Genomic DNA, 17178 nt, shown 5'->3' on the forward strand with positions numbered 1-17178 from the left:
GNCCTCATCGGCAGCGAAATATGATGTATTTCAAGCAATTGCTGATCCAACCCGCCGAGAAGTAATACGGTTATTAAGCGACAGCGCGCTGGAGTTGCAGGTGAAGGCGGTGCTCGCGGGCGATCTGCGGATCGAGCAGGACCTCAGCCGCTGGTTCCCGGTCTGGGGTGCCCCCGGCCTCTGACCGGCCGGAGGCACTCGCGGCCTACTTCCCCTTCTCGTTCTGCTGGCGACGGGACTCCAGGGGGCGCTCGCGGCGGTAGCGGCGCTCCCACTTGGCCTGCTGGTCGCGGCGGTCGCGGTACGTCTTGTAGTCGCCGGCCATGCCCCCTCCCCCGCCGGACGAACCGCCCGACGAGGAGGCCGACGACGAGCCCCGCCCGTACTGCACGTACAGGAAGAGCAGGGCGACGGCGGCGAGCCACCAGCTGTGGTTGCCGAATCCGAGGATGACCAGGACGACGGTTCCGGATAGGACGATGGTGCCCATGACGGGCCTCCGTGGCGTGGGTGTGTGAGCGGTCGACGGATCCGACGGCGCGCGGGGGACGGGCGGCCCTCCGTCAGTGCGCGGCAGTGTAGTCCCGAGTCCCGGGGGCGCGGCCTGCCCTTGGGAAAGCGGTGGTGGACCACTCCGCAACGCCTCTCCAGCGTAGGGAGCCGGTCACTCGGCGTGCATCCCGTTTTCCGTGCGGGCGGGTGCGGGTGCGTACGGGTGTGCACCCGTGGGTGAATGTGCGGCATGGATCAACTCACCGGCTTCACCCACGAGTACGACGGCGAACGCCTCAGCGGGGTCCGTACCCCGGCCGCACACGGCACGGACGGCACGGACGGACCGGTCGCCGTCCTGCTGCACGGCGCCGGCAACGGCAGCGAGCGGCGACTGCGCCCGCTGCTCGCGGAGTTCACCGCCCACGGCTGCCCCGCCCTGGCCTTCGACTTCTCGGGCCACGGCGAAAGCACGGGCGCGCTCGGCGAGTTGAGCCTGCGCCGCCGCTTCGAGCAGGCGACGGCGGTGATCGACGCCCAGGTGGAGCCGGACCGCCCGCTGATCCTGGTGGGGTTCAGCATGAGCGGCCAGACGGTCGGGGATCTCGTACGGCACTACGGCGACCGCGCCTCGGCGATCGGCCTCTGCTCCCCCGCGGTCTACACCCCGGAGGCCTGGGACGTTCCCTTCGGCGACGGCACCGGCCGCTTCACCGAGCTCATCCGCACCCCGGACGCCTGGCGTACCTCACCCGCCCTGGAGGTGCTCGGCTCCTACCGGGGCCGGGCGGTCCTCGCGGTGCCCGGCACGGACGAGGTGATCCCGCCGCAGGTCACGGAAGCCGTCCAGGACGCCCTGCGCACCCGGTCCCGGTACACCCGCTTCGAACTCCCGGACGCGGAGCACCGTCTGGGCCTCTGGTTCCACGACCACCCGGACGACCGGCGGGAGTTCGTCACGCTGCTGCTGAAGCGGCACGGCTGACCCGGAACGGCCGGCTCAAACGGCCGGCTCAGACCCCCGGCAGCGCCGTCAGGACACCCGCGGTGACGGCCGCGCCTAGGGCGGCGTGGTCGGTGGCGGTCTGGTCGGCGTAGGCGAGGGCGAAGTCGGTGACCGCGTGGTCGAAGGTGTCGGTGCCGCCCAGGTAGGCGGCGATGGCGATGCGGTCACCGGAGCGGGCGTGGGCGCGTGCCAGGGCCGCACCGCACAGGGTGGCGTAGCCGCGCAGGCCGTTCGGGTCCATGCCGGCGACCTCGGCGGACCCCTTCGTGTCGCGCAGTTGCCGCCAGTAGAAGGCTCGTCCCTGGGGCCCGGTCAGCCACCCCAGGAAGATGTCCCCGGCGGCCTGGAGCAGCCGCTGCCCGGCGACCACCCGATGGCCGTGGTGGGCGTACGGGCCACTAGGCAGATGCTGCTCCAGTACCGACGTCCGGGCCTCCTTGATCTGCAGGAACAGCGGGTCGTCGGCGTCCCGGCCGGCCAGCAGCACGAGGAAGCAGCGGGTGCCGACGCTGCCGACGCCGACGACCTTGCGGGCCGCGTCGACGAAGCGGTAGCGGTCGAGGAGGAGCCTGCGCTCCCCGGCGAGGGTGGAGCGGTAGTCGCTGAAGATCTTGCGCAGGGAGGCCATGTCGGAGGCGCCGGCCGGTTCGAGGAGCGGCGGGTCCTTGATGATGCGGCGCTGTCCGCCGGTCGTCTCGGTGAGCCGGCCGAGCGCGTGCAGGCTGGTGCGGCGCCGGGCCCGGGTGAGGGTGTCCTCGATCCGGCGCCGGGGGCGCGCGGAGCGGACCAGGGCCGTCAGGCAGTCGGCGTCGACCCGCTCGTACCAGACGGCGAGTTCCCCGAGCCCCGCCAGCCGCCGCATGGCGGTCCGGTACGCGGCCACGGCCGCCCGGGAGGCGGCGCGGGCCTCCGGGTCGCTGTGCCCGTTCTCGCGGGCGGCGACGGCGACGGACGCGGCGAGCCGTTTGACGTCCCACTCGAAGGGCCCCGGGAACGTCTCGTCGAAGTCGTTGAGATCGAAGACCAGGGTCCGCTCCGGGGACGCGTACAGCCCGAAGTTCAGCAGATGCGCGTCGCCGCACAATTGCACGGTGAGCCCGGTGTGCGGCCGGGCGGCGAGGTCGGCGGCCATCACGGCGGCCGCGCCGCGCAGGAAGGCGAAGGGCGAGGCGGCCATCCGCCCGTACCGGATCGGCAGCAGCTCGGGCAGCCGGTCACGGCCCTGCCGCTCCAGTACGGCGACGGGGTCGGGGCGGTCGACGGCGGCCAGCCAGCAGGCGTGCGCCGAGCGGGAAGCCCGCTTGCGGGCGGCCTTGCCGCGGGCGGCACGGTCGGCGGGTGTGGACATACGGCGCTCCCCTCGGTCGACTGCTCCCTCCTTGACCTGCTGATCGCAGTGAAAGGGAGGAGCGGGGGCGCCCGCACGCCGAGTCCGGCGAACAGGTGATTGTCAGTGGCGTCGGGCAGGATGCGGTCAGGAGTCCATGGGGAGGTCGGCATGAGCGGCGGGCGGCGGCACATCGGGGTGGCGGAGCGGCGTGCCAGGCTGGCGTTGCGCCATCGGCTGGCGGGCCCGGCGCGGGCGACGACGCCGGAGGAGGTCGCCGAGGCGCTGGTGGCGCTGCACGGCTCGGATCCGGCGACGGTGTTCCTCGCGGTGGGGGCGCGGCTGGCCGACGCGGCGAAGACCGTGCCGGAGACGGAGCGGGCCCTGTACGAGGACCGCACCCTGGTGCGGATGCACGGCATGCGGCACACGGTCTTCGTCTTCCCCGCGGATCTCACGGCGGTCGTCCACGCCTCGACGGGCCTGACGGTGGCCGCCCGCGAGCGCGCCGCTCTGCTGAAGGACATGGCACGGGCCGGCGCCCCGGACGCGGCCTGGCTCGCGGAGGTCGAGTCCTCGACGCTGGCCGAGCTGGCCCGGCTCGGGCAGGCGACGGCGACGGAGCTGACGGCCGGCGAGCCACGCCTGCGCGAGCAGTTCCCGTACGCCGTCGGCAAGAGCTACGAGGGCATCCACACCGTCTCGACGCGCCTGCTGAGGGTCCTGGGCGTGGAGGGCAAGGTGGTGCGGGGCCGCCCGCTGGGCTCCTGGACGTCGAGCCAGTTCCGCTGGGCTCCGGCCCCGGTCCATCCGCACCTGGACCCGGCCGAGGCCCAGGCGGTCCTGCTGAACCGCTGGCTGCACGCCTGCGGCCCGGCCACGGAAGCGGACCTCAAGTGGTGGACGGGATGGCGGGTGACCGAGGTCCGCCGGGCGCTGACCGCGATCGGAGCGGAGCCGGTGACCCTGGACGAGGACGACACGGGGTACGTGACGGCCGGCGATCTGCCGGCGGTCACCGGGCCGTCCCGCCCCTGGGCGGCCCTCCTCCCCGCCCTCGACCCGACGGCCATGGCATGGCAGCGGCGGGACTGGTACCTGCCGCCGGAGCTGCGGCCGCTGCTCTTCGACAGAAGTGGCAACGTCGGGCCGACGGTGTGGTGGAACGGGCTGGTGGTGGGCGGCTGGGCGCAGCGCCGGGACGGTGAGATCGTCTGGCGGATCCTCGATCCGGGCATCCGGCGAGAGGCCGAGCAGGCGGTCGCGGCGGAGGCGGAGCGGCTGCGCGGCTGGGCAGGAACCGCGAAGGTCACCCCGCGGTTCCGGACGCCGGTGGAACGGGAGTTGAGCGGCTGAGCTGGAAAGGAGCGGCGGCTGCAGCGCCCCGCAAGGGGCGCTGGGGGTACCCCGGCCGAAGGCTGGGGGGGAACTGCGCGATCAGCCCCCACCGGCCCGCAGCCGGAGCACAAGGGCCGCGCCCCCGATGCGGGGGCCTGGGGGCGGCAGCCCCCGGTCGGCCGAGCGCCGGGCGCCGCGCGGAACACACGGCACCCGGCACCACCGGCTCACCGCGAATATCGCATCAGCGCCCGCACCATGTGGCACGTCGTGTCCGACGGCGGGTGGATCCCGATGCTCTCCGCCGTGCTCCGTATCGTCTCGTTGCGCGCCTGGTTGGGCAGATAGACGCCGGAGTCGAGCAGGGCGATGGCGAGGCGCATGGCCTTCAGGCGGCGGTTGTGGGTGACGTACCACTCGCGTGGCCGCCCGGCCGGCAGCGGACGCTTCTCCGCCGGCGCATACGGCGAGTCGAGCAGCACCGCGCGCTTCGCGGTGGACTGGGTCGGCAAGGACTTCGGCTTCGGCTTCAGAGCGGCAGTGGGCACAGGCATCCTCCTGTCGCGGTCGGAGCGCCCCCGGACCTCCCGGCGACTCTCTCGAACACTGCTCCCAGTGTACCGGCCGGCACTGACAACGAGACAGACCGCGAGGGCGCCGAACACCCAGGTGGAGACAGGTATTTCAGGTGGGGCGCGATGTACGGGAGGGGCTCTCACGACATCCCCGGAATTCGAACAGATCGGCTCCGGACGGCGGCTCGCGTACCGTTCCCCGCATGGAGATCTGGATCAATCCCGCCTGCTCGAAGTGCCGCAGTGCGATCGGCCTGCTCGATGCCGAGGGGGCCGACTACACCGTCCGCCGCTACCTGGAGGACGTACCGAGCGAGGACGAGATCAGGGCCGTGCTCGGACGGCTCGGGCTCGAACCGTGGGACATCACCCGCACCCAGGAGGCGGTCGCCAAGGAACTGGGACTGAAGGCGTGGGCGCGGGACGCGGGCGCGCGCGAGCGGTGGATCACGGCCCTCGCCGAGCACCCCAAGCTCATCCAGCGGCCGATCATCACCGCCGACGACGGCACGGCGGTGATCGCCCGCACCGACGAGGCCGTACAGGAAGCGCTGGCCAGGAGCAAGAGCTGAACAGCCCTCAACTCCAGTGTGACGCAGGTTACTTCAGTGACTCCTGTAACCGCTGAGTAACGACGTTCGGCATCTCGTACCTATCGGCGTACGTTCCCCCACCCCCTTTCAGGAGGCGCGCATGTCGCGTAGGAGAACTCTCGGCGCCAAGAAGACCGTCGCACTGCTGGTCGGCGCCGCAGCCGTGGCCGGCGGCGGGGCCTTCGTCCTGGCGTCCACCTCGAACGCCGCGCAGACCTCGCAGAGCGCGAAGACACTGTCGTCGGCGGCGGACTCGACCGTCTGCTCGGGGCTGGCCACGGCCCTCGGCAACAACCAGAAGTTCATCGCGGACCAGAAGGCGAACCCGGACGCGCAGTCGTCGGCCCGGATCGCCAACCGCGAGGCGGTCATCGAGCAGATCAAGGTCCAGCAGAAGGCGTCCGGTTGCGTCGTTGGGGAGTCGGCTCAGGGCTCCCAGGCGGCGAGCGGGACGCAGACGGGCCAGACCGGGCAGACCGGGCAGACCGCCACGGCAGCGCCCTCGAAGAGCGCGGCCACCGGCAACACCGGTAACACCGGCGGCGCCGCCGCCTCCGGGCAGCAGGTCTGCAAGGGCTCGACGGTCACGCTGTCCGGTGAGGCCGGCGCGCCGGCCGCCTCCAGCAACCAGTTCCCGGCGGGAACCACGCTGAAGGTCACCAACCTGGACAACAACAAGTCCACGACGGTGAAGGTCACGTCGGTCTCCGGCAGTTGCGTGCTGCTCAACAACGCGGCCTTCGAACAGGTCCGGGAGCCCGGCAAGTTCCTGATCCGCCGTGCGCTGATCGAGAAGGTCGGCTGACCCGGAACGACGGGTCGAGGCGACGGGTCGAGGCTCGGCTGCCGGCTTTCACGGAGGGAAGGCCGGCGGCCGCCGCGAAGGGGCGGGCACGTTGCCCGAATTGGGCTTCGTACCCCGCCCGCCCGGGTCTCACAACGTGAGTCGCACCACAGAACCACCAGGTAACACCGGGTTCACATTCGAGCAATGATCGGGAAATCGCCTGTTGACAGGCTGCCGGGCAACACCGAGGCGCCCCAGTGCCGTAGCGCCACTGCACCCGCAAGTGCGCCCGACCCACCCCGAAGGATGTGGCCCGTGACCTTCAAGGCTGAGTACATCTGGATCGACGGCACCGAGCCGACGGCCAAGCTGCGTTCGAAGACGAAGATCATCGCGGGCGCCCCCGCCGGTCTCGACGCGCTGCCGATCTGGGGCTTCGACGGGTCCTCCACCAACCAGGCCGAGGGGCACTCCTCGGACCGCGTACTCAAGCCGGTCTTCACCTGCCCGGACCCGATCCGCGGCGGCGACGACGTCCTCGTCCTGTGCGAGGTCCTGGACATCGACTTCACCCCGCACTCCTCCAACACGCGCGCCGCGCTGACCGAGGTCGCGGAGAAGTTCGCCGCCCAGGAGCCGATCTTCGGCATCGAGCAGGAGTACACCTTCTTCGACGGCTCCCGCCCGCTGGGCTTCCCCGAGGGCGGCTTCCCGGCCCCCCAGGGCGGCTACTACTGCGGTGTCGGCGCCGACGAGATCTTCGGCCGCGAGATCGTCGAGGCGCACCTGGACAACTGCCTGAAGGCGGGTCTGGCGATCTCCGGCATCAACGCCGAGGTCATGCCCGGCCAGTGGGAGTTCCAGGTCGGCCCGGTCTCCCCGCTGGAGGTCTCCGACCACCTGTGGGTGGCCCGCTGGCTGCTCTACCGCACCGCCGAGGACTTCGGCGTCTCCGCCACCCTCGACCCGAAGCCGGTCAAGGGCGACTGGAACGGCGCCGGCGCGCACACCAACTTCTCCACCAAGGCGATGCGCGAGGGCTACGACGCGATCATCACCGCCTGCGAGTCGCTCGGTGAGGGCTCCAAGCCGCTCGACCACGTCAAGAACTACGGCGCGGGCATCGACGACCGTCTCACCGGTCTGCACGAGACCGCCCCGTGGAACGAGTACTCCTACGGCGTCTCCAACCGCGGTGCCTCGGTGCGTATCCCGTGGCAGGTCGAGAAGGACGGCAAGGGCTACATCGAGGACCGCCGCCCGAACGCCAACGTCGACCCGTACGTCGTGACCCGGCTGATCGTCGACACCTGCTGCACCGCCCTGGACAAGGCCGGCCAGGTCTGATCCGCGGACGACTCTCCCGAAGGGGCGCCCACCGTGACGGTGGGCGCCCCTTCGGCATGGCGTCGTGTCAAAGAAGCGTCCAAGCAGTGAGAGGAGGGTCCTGTTTCCCGGCTGTGTCTGCTTCAATGGGCGCATGGCCAGCTTCCAGAAGTGCAGCGCGACGGGTCGCCAGGACCTTGAGCCGTTCTGGCCTTCTCGTCAGCACCACGACTTCGACCGGGTGTGTTGCCGCGCGACGAACGCGCGGGCCCTCTAAAGCCGTACACCCCGGCCTTCGGCCAGCGCGGAACGCAGTACGTCCCCGCGGCGCGCCCGACCACGAATCGTGGCCGTCGCCCTCGACCGACTGACTCCTCGCGCGAAAGAGCTGACGTCTCATGGCGACCACTCGTTCCCTCTCCCCCACCTCCGCCCTCACCGCCTCCTCGCCCGGCCGGCACCGGCTGCGTGCCGTCGACCGGGACGAGGTCGTGGACATGACGGAGCTGCTGCCACCGGGCGCCACCTGGCTGCCCGCCCCGCAGCACGCCCTGCCCACCCTGCCGGGCCAGCCGCCGATGATCGGCTACCTGGTCCTGGTCCCGGCGGACCAGCAGCCGCCCTTCCTGCCGGTCGCGGTCCCGGACCCGGACCCGGAGGAGCCGGCCGCCGAACCCGCCGCGACCGCAGCCGGCAACCGGCCGCTCGTCACCATCGACACCGTGGAGCGCACCGCCCAGGTCGACGGGCGTGAACTCGACCTCACCTACCTGGAGTTCGAGCTGCTCGCCCATCTGGTGGCGCATCCGGGCCGGGTGCACACCCGCGACCAGCTGGTCACCACGGTCTGGGGCTACGGCCACGTCGGCGACGGCCGCACGGTCGACGTCCATGTCGCCCGACTGCGCCGCAAGCTCGGCGCGGAGCACCGCAGGGCGATCCAGACGGTCCGCCGGGTGGGATACAAGTACACCCCGCCGACAGGCCGCTGAGGGGCCACGACGGGCCGCTCCGCCCTCGGCTGAACCCCGTTACGTCCGGCATCCCCCGGGGACACGATCAACGGCATGAGGCTCTGGTGCCGGCGGTACGGAGTTCGTGGAGCGGGCGGTCGTCGAGGCGGCGCTCGGGCCGCGGCTGGAAGGTGACCGTCTTCCACCGGGGCAGCGCGCGGGCGCTCGGGGATCCGCCGGCAGGGGTTTGATCTGAGCTGCGGGCCGGTGAGGGCTGGTCGCGCAGTTCCCCGCGCCCCTTACGGGGCCTCAGGCAGCGCCCTGAAGGGGCGCGGGGGGTACCCCGGCCGAAGGCTGGGGGAGGAACTGCGCGACCAGCCACGACGGCGCCGCAGTCGGCAGACGGCAGGTCGCGGCACTTCCGGCGGAGCGCTCAGAGCTCCCGGGGTGTATCCAGCACCACCCCCTCACATGGGGCTTCGGGCCAGTGACCCTCTCCCGGGAGGTTCGGGAGACTGGTCGTATGACGACGAACACAGACAGCGGTGGCTTCCGTGCCAGGGCGCGGGAGACCGTGCTCGCCGCCGTGCGGGGGCTGGTGCTGGCGTTGGTGATTCTGCCGGTCTCGGTGCTCTGCTTCACGCTGGCCGCGGTCTCGGTGGCGCTGATCCCGATCGGGGTCGGGATCGTCACCACGCCGTGGATCCTCGGCGGGGTGCGGGACGTGGCGGATGTACGGCGGCGGCTCGCGTACGAGTGGTGCGGGGTGCGGATCCGGTCGGCGTACCGGGCGATCCCGGCGGACGCCAACCCGTGGGCCAGGACCTTCGGGATGCTGCGCGACCCGCAGGTCGGGCGGGACGTGCTGTGGCTGTTCGTCGACATGACGGCCGGGTTCGTGACCGCGCTGCTGCCGGCGGTGCTGCTGTTCTATCCGTTCGAGGGGTTCGCGGTGGCCGCCGGGCTGTGGCGGGTGCTCACCCTCAGTGGCACCTACTGGTACGGCTTCGTGCCGGTCACCAACCAGGCCACCGCGTTCGGCGCCGCGGCCACCGCCGCCGTGCTGCTGGTCGGCGCCTGGTACCTGTGCCCGCGGCTGCTCACCGCCCACTTCCGGCTCACCCGCGCGGTCCTCGACCCCGGGAAGGGCGAACTCGTCGAGCGGGTGCGGGTGCTGACCGAGACCCGGAAGGACGCGGTGGACGCCTCGGCGGCCGAGCTGCGCCGGATCGAGCGGGACCTGCACGACGGGGCGCAGGCCCGGCTGGTCGCCATGGGCATGGACCTCGGGACGATCGAGATGCTCCTGGACAAGGACCCGGCGAAGGCGAAGCAGCTGCTCGCGCAGACCCGGCAGGCGTCCGTGGAGGCGCTGGGCGAGCTGCGGGACCTGGTCCGGGGCATCCATCCGCCGGTGCTGGCCGAGCGCGGGCTCGGGGACGCCGTACGGGCGCTGGCGCTGCGCCTGCCGGTGCCGACCGAGGTGACGGTGGAGCTGCCGGGGCGGGCGGACGCGCCGGTGGAGTCGGCCGCGTACTTCGCGGTGAGCGAGGTGCTGACCAACGCGGTCAAGCACTCCGGGGCCGACCGGATCTGGGTGGACCTGCATCACGTGCAGGAAGGCGGCGGCATGCTGCGGATCTCCGTCACCGACCACGGCCGGGGCGGCGCGGTGATCGGGGCCGGGTCGGGGCTCACGGGGGTGGAGCGGCGGCTGGGTACATTCGACGGCGTCCTGGCCGTCAGCAGCCCCGCGGGCGGCCCCACCATGGTCACCATGGAGATTCCGTGCGCGTTGTCCTAGCCGAAGACCTGTTCCTGCTCCGCGACGGACTGGTCCGGCTGCTGGAGGCCTACGGCTTCGAGATCGCGGCCGCCGTCGAGTCCGGACCCGAACTCGACCGCGCACTGGCCGAGTTGCGGCCGGACGTGGCCGTGGTCGACGTCCGGCTGCCGCCCACCCACACCGACGAGGGGCTGCAGTGCGCGCTCCGGGCGCGGCGGGACCGGCCGGGGCTGCCGGTGCTGGTGCTCTCGCAGCACGTGGAGCAGCTGTACGCGCGCGAGCTGCTGGCCGACGGCAGCGGCGCGGTGGGGTACCTGCTGAAGGACCGGGTGTTCGACGCGGAGCAGTTCGTGGACGCCGTACGGCGGGTCGCGGCGGGCGGTACGGCCATGGATCCGCAGGTGATCCAGCAGCTGCTGTCCCGGCGGGCCGACGACCGGCCGCTCGGGGGCTTGACACCGCGGGAGCTGGAGGTCATGGAGCTGATGGCGCAGGGCAGGTCGAACGCGGCGATCGCCGGGCAGCTCGTCGTCACGGAACGGGCCATCGCCAAGCACACCTCCAACATCTTCACCAAACTGGGACTCGAGGTGTCGGACGACGACAATCGGCGCGTCCTGGCGGTGCTCGCGTATCTGGACCGCGACCGCTGATTTTCCAGAAATCTCCCTGCTCAAACGGCAGTTGTGCCCCAAGTGCGTAACAAATCTCTGATGAATTTGTGAGACGCCTGAACACGTCTGAGACGGGCTGCGTATGAATGGACGCCGCTTCACTCCTGTCGGGCGCCTCGATGCCGCCCCGCAAGGAAGGTCTGAGGAGTTCCATGGGACGCAACATACGCAAACGCCGTTCGCCGCTGACCGTCAAGGTCATAGCCGCATCGGCGGCTGTCGCACTCGGCGGGGGCGGGCTGCTCTATGCGCAGATGAACGCTTCGGCTCACGAGTCGAACAACTCGGCGCAGAACTACACGAAGGCCGCCTCCGCGACGGTGGCGACCATCTCCTGCCCGGACGTCGGCCAGAAGCTGACGAACGTGCCGGCCAACGCCAAGATGGGGGTGGCCAAGGAGCTGGCGAACCTCGACAAGCAGATCACCGAGGCATACTCCCGGCTCGCCTCCACGCGCCAAGCGCAGGCGAACGACGCCAACTTCGTGCAGAACGCGATCATCGGCCCCCTGAAGGAGAAGCGGGCGGCCACGATCGACCGGATCCGCATCGACATCACGCGGGTCGGTGGCCAGTTCAACAGCGCGCTGTCTCAGCTCGCCGCCTGCACCACGCAGACCGCCAACCAGACCACCGCCGGGCAGGGCAACAACAACGGTGGTCAGAACAACAACGGCGGCCAGAACAACAACGGTGGCCAGAACAACAACGGGAACAACGGCCAGGCCAGCGCCGCCCCGAGTGCCAGTGCCAGCACCCCGGTCGACGTCGGTATCGGCGGACAGGCCGGCAACGGCCCCACCGCGGCCGACTTCGTGGACATCACCAAGGTCGCGAACAACGTCCTGGCCAAGCCGCAGAACACCGGCCAGGCCTCGACCGGTACCTTCACCACCCGTTGTGGCACGAACCAGAACAAGAACCACAACACCGACAACGTCATCGTGGCGCCCGGCGTGAACAATGGCGCGCACCACCTGCACGACTACGTCGGCAACCAGAAGGTCAACGCCTTCGCCACCAACGACTCGATGCTGGCGGCGCCGAGCTCCTGCCAGAACCAGAGCGACCTGTCGTCGTACTACTGGCCGGTCGTGCGTATTCAGAACGGCACGCAGGACTTCGACCAGAACGCGCTCGGCGGTGGCACCGAGGGCAACGTCGGCAAGATCCTGACGCCGGTCCAGGCGCAGATCAAGTACGTCGGCAGCCCGGCCAGCAAGGTCGTCGCGATGCCCCAGTTCCTGCGCATCATCACCGGTGACGCCAAGACCACGACCAACGGTCTGGCCAACGCCAACGCGCACTGGAGCTGCACCGGCTTCGAGAACAAGGTCCAGCTGACCGAGCAGTACCCGATCTGCCCGCAAGGCAGCCAGGTGGTGCGTACGTTCGCCTTCCAGAGCTGCTGGGACGGCACGAACATCGACAGCGCCAACCACCGTACGCACGTGGCCTTCGCCGACCCCGCGAGCGGTGTCTGCGGCAACGGCTTCAAGGCGATCCCGCAGCTGACCATGCGCCTGGTGTACAACATCACCCCGCCGACCGTGCAGAACGGCCAGGTGAAGAACGCCTACGCGGTGGACGGTTTCCCGGAGCAGCTGCACAAGGCCGCGACCGACCACGACGACTTCATCAGCATCACCAAGAACAACCTGGCGGCGAAGATCGCCAACTGCATCAACACCGGCCGCAAGTGCCAGTGAGCAGGAGCTAGCCGGCAACGCCGGTAACACGGAGCGGGCGGTGGGAATCTCCCACCGCCCGCTCTCGTATGTGCCGTACGGGACGCGAACCTCAGCTGGTGTGCTTGCTGTGGTCGGTGCCGATCTCCTCCTCGCCGCCCAGCGTGGTCCGGAGCGACTTGACGAGCTTGTCGGTGCCGACGGCGACCCACTTGCGGCCGACGAGGTAGAAACCGCCGTAGTCCTTGGCGTCGTTGATCCACTCGCGCTGGCCGCGGTCGGTGGCGAAGGTGGCGAAGACGAACTTGCCGGCGGGGACCTTGCAGATCGCCTGGCGGACCTCGTCGGAGTCGATCTGCATGTCCGGGGTGCACTTCACCTTGGCGGCCAGGCTCTCCAGGCTGCCGGTCGCGGTGACCGGGATCCTGGTCTCCGCCTTGCCGTCTCCGGATCCACAGCCCGCCAGCGCCAGTACGGCCACGGCGCCGGCCACGGCGAGCATCGGTCGGGTCGTCCTCATCTGTTCCTCCGGTCGCATTGCCGGCCCCGGGTGCCTTCAGGGGGCCCGTCCCCTTCGATACGGCTGCGGGCCGCGAAGCACTCACATCGGCTCACATCGTGCGGACACCGCAGTGTCACCCGTGTGGCGGTGACCAACCAACGGGTCGCTCGTTCTTCAGGACGTGCAGTCACAGGATGTAGCCCAGCGTCACGCAGCCGCCTCCGCCGGAGCCCCGCATCCGGCCGTCGATGTCGAGCAGGCCGAGGCCGCGCTCGTCGAGCACTACCCCCGGCTGGTCCGGCTCGCCTACCTGGTGCTGCCGCCGGGGCTCGCGCGCGGCCGCCGCGTCCTGACCGCGCACTCCCTGGTCCAGCGGGCGCTGCCCCGGGGCCGGAAGCAGGTTCCGGTGGTCCCGGCCCAGTCCAACGGGCGGCAGACCGACCCCGGGTACTCCCTGGTCCGCCTCGAAGTGGTGCGTACGGCACTGGAGGCGGGCCGGCCGCTCCGGCTCACCGCGTGGCCCCGGCGTGCCCAGCTGCCGCCGCTGCTCCCCCAGGTGTGGGGCCTCAGGCTCTTCCCGCGCTCCGGCGGCGCCGACGAACTCGCCCTGGACCAGCGGCTCGCCGGCCTCTCCGCCCCGGCCCGCGCCGCCTACGCGCTGCGCGGCCTCGAACAGCTTCCCGACGGCGACGTGCGGGGGCTCCTCCGGGCGGCCGGCGTCGAGCACCCCGAGGTCGCGCTCGCCGAGGCGAACGGCGTCCCGGCCGAGTACCCGCTGCTGGACTCCCCCGAGTTCGACCCCTGTTCGCTGCAGGCCCGGCCCACCGATCTGATGCGCCGCCGCCAGCACACCAAGGCCGCGCTCGCCGCCGCTGCCGCCCTCGCCGTGTGCGGGGCGCTGGTCGCGCTGCCGGGCGGCGGCTGGGGCGCCGACGGCGCGGCCGCCCCGGTGTACGCGCAGAACCCGGCCGCCCAGGCCGCCCTGGACCCGGCCCAGCTGGCGAAGGTCCCGGCCACGGTCTGGAAGACCGCCGCGCGCACCGACTTCTCCGTCTGGCCGGCCCGTGGCGCCCTCACCGGCGACACCGCGCTGCTGCGCCGCGCCCTCGCCGTCTGGGCCCGCCCCGGCGACACCGTCCGCGTCTCGGCGACCCCCGGCACCCAGACCGGCGGCCCGGCCGGGCCGCCCCAGCTGCTGTACGCGGGCGTGGTCGACAGCGCCCGGGTGGTGATCTTCTACGACGGTCTGCGCATCGCCCGCTACGCCGAACCGAAGGACGGCACCCAGGGCGCGGCCCTGGACTTCGCCCGGGCCGACGGCGCGACCGGCGCGGAGGCGAGCGCCCTGGTCCTGGGCCGCTCCGACGGCAACGTCCGCTATCTGACCGCGCCCTGGGTGACCAAGGCGGCCGAGCGGGACCTGATGAAGCCGGACACCGGGGCGCTGGACCTCGGGCTGACCGACGGGGTGACCGGTCCGCTGGCCAGCCCCGCGCTGCAGCAGGGGGCGTGCACGTCCTGGAACGTGCTCCAGCTGACCGACGCGCAGGGCGTGCACCTCGCGACCGACCTGGGCGAACTGATGCCGGCCCGGCTCACCGCCGGGCGGCCCGGCGAGACCGGCGAGGTCTCGGGGGCGGCGGCGCGGCGCGACTGGGCGCCGTTCGCCTGCTCGCTGGCCGCGGAGCGGTCGGCCGGGGTGCGCAGTGTCAACGCGTGGGCGTTCGCCGAGCAGCAGCTGCCGGACGCCAGTGGCAGCGGGTCGTGGGTGTGCACGCGCACCGAGACCTGGCGGGGCGACGGGACGGTGTCGCTGGCCCAGTTCCGGACGCCGGGCAGCCGGTACGGGGCGGTCGCGGCCAAGGGGGCCGACGTGACGGCCTGCGGTCCGCGCGATCCGCATGTGCTGGCCGGGGTGTTGTGGAAGTCCGGGGGCGGCCAGTGGTACCTGCTGGCCGCGGGCAGCCGTGACACCGCGTCGGTCCGGGCGACCGGCGGGGTCACGGCGTCGGCGCAGGGGACCCAGCTGGTGGCCAAGGCGAAGCAGGGGGCGCAGGCCGACCTGGCGGGGACACTGGAGGACGGGAGCGCGATCAGCGGGCTGCGGTGAGCCGGCACCGCCGGAGACTCTTGCTGACGTTCGCGTAAACAAGGTGGGCCGGAGGTCTTCTCAGGCCACCTACCCGTCAGTACATTGACGCCATGTCCAACAAGCAGCCGCAGCCGGTGCCGTCCGAGCACATCGCGCTCAAGGCCCGCAACGTGTCCTTCGCCTGGGAGGACACCCCTCTGCACTGGGTGCCCGGCGATCCCTTCGCGACGCACACCATCAACGTGCTGCACCTGCTGCTGCCCGCCGGCGAGCGGTGGTTCGTGCACGTCTACAAGCAGGTGCTGCCGCTGATCCGCGACGAGCGGCTGCGCGCGGACGTCGTCGGGTTCATCGGGCAGGAGGCGATGCACTCCCAGGCCCATGACGAGGTGCTGCCCCACCTCAGGGAACAGGGTCTCGACCCGACGCCGTACACCGCGCAGGTCGACTGGTTCTTCGAGAAGCTGCTCGGCGACCGGACCCTGCCGCCCGGGAAGGCCAGGCGCTGGTGGCTCCTCGAACGGGTCGCGCTGATCGCGGCCATCGAGCACTACACCGCCTTCCTCGGCGACTGGGTGCTCAACGCCGAGGAACTGGACCGGCGCGGTGCCGACCCGATGATGCTGGACCTGCTGCGCTGGCACGGCGCCGAGGAGGTCGAGCACCGGTCGGTCGCCTTCGACCTGTTCCTGCACCTCGACGGCGGCTACCGGCGCCGGGTGCGGACCTGGGCGACGGCGTTCACGGCGATCGTGTTCCTGTGGCAGCGCGGCGCCCGCTTCTTCATGGCGAACGACCCGACGCTCGCCGAGGGCCGGGCCAGGCTCCGGGACTTCTACCTCGCCGGCCGGCGCGGCACGCTGCCCGCCACCGGAGACATGCTGAAGTCGATCCCGCGCTACCTGAGCCGCACCTACCACCCCTCGCAGGAAGGCTCCACCGAACAGGCCGTCGCCTACCTGGCCTCCTCCCCCGCCGCGCTCGCCGCCGAGCAGGAGGGCAGGTGATGACGCCGAGGCTGCGGACCGTCGTCGCCGTCGCGGGCGCCGCGCTGCTCGTCAAGCGGGCCCTGCGCCGCCGTATCGAGGCCTCCCCGCTGTGGCCGATGCCGGCCCTGGATCCGCCGACCTCCGGGCAGCCGCGTTCCCGGGCGCTGCGGCTCCAGGTCGCCTCGCGCAGGACGGTCGCCGACGGGGTTGTCCAACTGCGCCTGGAAGGGAGGCAGTTGCCGGCCTGGCAGCCCGGCGCCCATCTCGACGTGGTGCTGCCGTCCGGGCTGGTCCGGCAGTACTCGCTCTGCGGGGACCCGGCCGACCCCTCGTCGTACACGGTCGCCGCCCGGCTGGTCGCGGACGGGCGGGGCGGCTCCCGGGAGGTCCACGAGCAGGTCGTGGAGGGCATGGAGCTGGAGGTGCGCGGGCCGCGCAACCGTTTCCCGCTCGTCGAGGCCGCCTCGTACGTGTTCGTGGCCGGAGGCATCGGGATCACACCGATCCTGTCGATGGTGCGGGCCGTGCCGGACGGGGTGGCGTGGCGGCTGCTGTACTGCGGGCGGACGCGCGGGTCCATGCCGTTCCTGGACGAACTGGCCGGGGACGAGCGGGTCACGGTCGTCGCGGAGGACGAGGACGGGCGCCCGGACCTCGACGCGCTGGCCGTCCCGGAGGACGCGGCGGTGTACTGCTGCGGTCCGGAGGGGCTGATGGCGGCGGTGGCGGAGCGGTTCCCGGCGGTCCGCCTCGAACGTTTCGCGCCGCGCACCGACACCGGCGGCAACCACGCCTTCGAACTCGAACTCCGGCGCACCGGACGGACGTTGACGGTCCCGGCCGACTCGTCCGTGCTGGCCACGGTACGGGCAGAGCTACCCGACACGCCGTACTCCTGCGCGCAGGGGTTCTGCGGGACCTGCCAACAGCGCGTGCTGGAAGGGGAGGTGGAGCACCGGGACGAGCTCCTCACGGACACGGAGCGTGCCGACTCGATGCTCATCTGTGTGTCGCGGGCCCGAAGTGGGAGACTTGTGCTGGATCTGTGAA

16 protein-coding genes and 1 pseudogene are annotated in these 17178 nt (G+C 71.7%); 13 read left to right on the forward strand and 4 right to left on the reverse strand.

All coding sequences use genetic code 11. The features are described from left to right. Positions 1-79 precede the first annotated feature (79 nt). A pseudogene (pspAB, locus tag ABT137_RS51140) lies at positions 80-184 on the forward strand (PspA-associated protein PspAB); the annotation flags it as partial. A 21-nt stretch (positions 185-205) separates the two neighbouring features. Here pspAB and ABT137_RS42225 read toward each other — a convergent pair. Then, the gene (locus tag ABT137_RS42225; RefSeq protein WP_351717447.1) at positions 206-490 is read right to left on the reverse strand and encodes a hypothetical protein; all 285 of its coding nucleotides are present in this window, start codon (positions 488-490) and stop codon (positions 206-208) included. A gap of 252 nt (positions 491-742) precedes the next feature. On the opposite strand from ABT137_RS42225, the gene ABT137_RS42230 reads away from it, so the two are divergent. Beyond that, a complete protein-coding gene (locus tag ABT137_RS42230) occupies positions 743-1477 on the forward strand; it encodes an alpha/beta hydrolase (protein ID WP_351717449.1) in 735 nt (244 codons plus the stop codon). A gap of 28 nt (positions 1478-1505) precedes the next feature. Here ABT137_RS42230 and ABT137_RS42235 read toward each other — a convergent pair whose 3' ends face one another. After that, positions 1506-2846, reverse strand: a complete 1341-nt coding sequence (locus tag ABT137_RS42235; RefSeq protein ID WP_351717450.1) for a DUF2252 domain-containing protein — start codon at positions 2844-2846, stop codon at positions 1506-1508. A 150-nt stretch (positions 2847-2996) separates the two neighbouring features. Between ABT137_RS42235 and ABT137_RS42240 the strand changes: the two genes are divergently transcribed. Continuing rightward, positions 2997-4181, forward strand: coding sequence for a winged helix DNA-binding domain-containing protein (locus ABT137_RS42240; RefSeq protein ID WP_351717452.1), 1185 nt, complete (start codon positions 2997-2999; stop codon positions 4179-4181). Positions 4182-4390: 209 nt separating this feature from the next. Here the strand turns inward: ABT137_RS42240 and ABT137_RS42245 are convergent, their stop codons facing one another. Then, positions 4391-4711, reverse strand: a complete 321-nt coding sequence (locus tag ABT137_RS42245; RefSeq protein ID WP_351717454.1) for a hypothetical protein — start codon at positions 4709-4711, stop codon at positions 4391-4393. Positions 4712-4941: 230 nt separating this feature from the next. Here ABT137_RS42245 and ABT137_RS42250 point away from each other — a divergent pair, with 230 nt between their 5' ends. From ABT137_RS42250 to ABT137_RS42280, 7 genes are all read left to right on the forward strand, one after another. Continuing rightward, a complete protein-coding gene (locus tag ABT137_RS42250) occupies positions 4942-5310 on the forward strand; it encodes an arsenate reductase family protein (RefSeq protein ID WP_351717456.1) in 369 nt (122 codons plus the stop codon). A 121-nt stretch (positions 5311-5431) separates the two neighbouring features. Next, entirely contained in the window at positions 5432-6136 is a 705-nt protein-coding gene (locus ABT137_RS42255) for an SCO2207 family protein (RefSeq protein ID WP_351717458.1), read from the forward strand. A 297-nt stretch (positions 6137-6433) separates the two neighbouring features. Next, complete coding sequence (gene glnII, locus ABT137_RS42260) at positions 6434-7465, forward strand: glutamine synthetase (RefSeq protein ID WP_351717459.1); 1032 nt, start codon at positions 6434-6436, stop codon at positions 7463-7465. A gap of 377 nt (positions 7466-7842) precedes the next feature. Beyond that, complete coding sequence (locus ABT137_RS42265) at positions 7843-8436, forward strand: winged helix-turn-helix domain-containing protein (protein WP_351717461.1); 594 nt, start codon at positions 7843-7845, stop codon at positions 8434-8436. Positions 8437-8920: 484 nt separating this feature from the next. Beyond that, positions 8921-10201, forward strand: coding sequence for a sensor histidine kinase (locus ABT137_RS42270; RefSeq protein WP_351717463.1), 1281 nt, complete (start codon positions 8921-8923; stop codon positions 10199-10201). Then, a complete protein-coding gene (locus ABT137_RS42275; RefSeq protein ID WP_351717465.1) occupies positions 10186-10836 on the forward strand; it encodes a response regulator transcription factor in 651 nt (216 codons plus the stop codon). Before ABT137_RS42270 ends, ABT137_RS42275 begins: the two co-directional genes overlap by 16 nt. A 173-nt stretch (positions 10837-11009) precedes the next feature. Then, the gene (locus ABT137_RS42280; protein WP_351717467.1) at positions 11010-12566 is read left to right on the forward strand and encodes a DUF1996 domain-containing protein; all 1557 of its coding nucleotides are present in this window, start codon (positions 11010-11012) and stop codon (positions 12564-12566) included. A 91-nt stretch (positions 12567-12657) separates the two neighbouring features. On the opposite strand, the gene ABT137_RS42285 is transcribed toward ABT137_RS42280, so the two are convergent. After that, positions 12658-13065 (reverse strand): hypothetical protein, encoded by a 408-nt coding sequence (locus ABT137_RS42285; protein WP_351717469.1) that lies wholly within the window; start codon positions 13063-13065, stop codon positions 12658-12660. 163 nt (positions 13066-13228) lie between these two features. On the opposite strand from ABT137_RS42285, the gene ABT137_RS42290 reads away from it, so the two are divergent. The 3 genes from ABT137_RS42290 to ABT137_RS42300 all read left to right on the forward strand — a co-directional run bounded on the left by ABT137_RS42290 (position 13229) and on the right by ABT137_RS42300 (position 17177). Then, positions 13229-15157 carry a hypothetical protein gene (locus ABT137_RS42290; RefSeq protein WP_351717471.1) on the forward strand — a complete coding sequence of 643 codons (1929 nt, stop codon included), beginning with the start codon at positions 13229-13231 and terminating at the stop codon, positions 15155-15157. Positions 15158-15249: 92 nt separating this feature from the next. Continuing rightward, complete coding sequence (locus ABT137_RS42295; protein WP_351717473.1) at positions 15250-16146, forward strand: metal-dependent hydrolase; 897 nt, start codon at positions 15250-15252, stop codon at positions 16144-16146. Beyond that, on the forward strand, positions 16146-17177 hold the full coding sequence (locus ABT137_RS42300; RefSeq protein WP_351717475.1) for a PDR/VanB family oxidoreductase: 1032 nt from the start codon (positions 16146-16148) through the stop codon (positions 17175-17177). The genes ABT137_RS42295 and ABT137_RS42300 overlap by 1 nt, the downstream gene beginning before the upstream one ends. Position 17178: the final 1 nt, after the last annotated feature.

The sequence above is a fragment of the Streptomyces sp. NPDC001980 genome, assembly GCF_040296885.1.
In the GTDB taxonomy this organism is placed as follows: domain Bacteria; phylum Actinomycetota; class Actinomycetes; order Streptomycetales; family Streptomycetaceae; genus Streptomyces.

Coding starts and splice junctions, on each gene's coding strand:
- ABT137_RS42225 (WP_351717447.1), bottom strand. CDS start 490: ATGGGCACCATCGTCCTATCCGGAACCGTCGTCCTGGTCATCCTCGGA.
- ABT137_RS42230 (WP_351717449.1), top strand. CDS start 743: ATGGATCAACTCACCGGCTTCACCCACGAGTACGACGGCGAACGCCTC.
- ABT137_RS42235 (WP_351717450.1), bottom strand. CDS start 2,846: ATGTCCACACCCGCCGACCGTGCCGCCCGCGGCAAGGCCGCCCGCAAG.
- ABT137_RS42240 (WP_351717452.1), top strand. CDS start 2,997: ATGAGCGGCGGGCGGCGGCACATCGGGGTGGCGGAGCGGCGTGCCAGG.
- ABT137_RS42250 (WP_351717456.1), top strand. CDS start 4,942: ATGGAGATCTGGATCAATCCCGCCTGCTCGAAGTGCCGCAGTGCGATC.
- ABT137_RS42255 (WP_351717458.1), top strand. CDS start 5,432: ATGTCGCGTAGGAGAACTCTCGGCGCCAAGAAGACCGTCGCACTGCTG.
- ABT137_RS42265 (WP_351717461.1), top strand. CDS start 7,843: ATGGCGACCACTCGTTCCCTCTCCCCCACCTCCGCCCTCACCGCCTCC.
- ABT137_RS42270 (WP_351717463.1), top strand. CDS start 8,921: ATGACGACGAACACAGACAGCGGTGGCTTCCGTGCCAGGGCGCGGGAG.
- ABT137_RS42280 (WP_351717467.1), top strand. CDS start 11,010: ATGGGACGCAACATACGCAAACGCCGTTCGCCGCTGACCGTCAAGGTC.
- ABT137_RS42285 (WP_351717469.1), bottom strand. CDS start 13,065: ATGAGGACGACCCGACCGATGCTCGCCGTGGCCGGCGCCGTGGCCGTA.
- ABT137_RS42295 (WP_351717473.1), top strand. CDS start 15,250: ATGTCCAACAAGCAGCCGCAGCCGGTGCCGTCCGAGCACATCGCGCTC.
- ABT137_RS42300 (WP_351717475.1), top strand. CDS start 16,146: ATGACGCCGAGGCTGCGGACCGTCGTCGCCGTCGCGGGCGCCGCGCTG.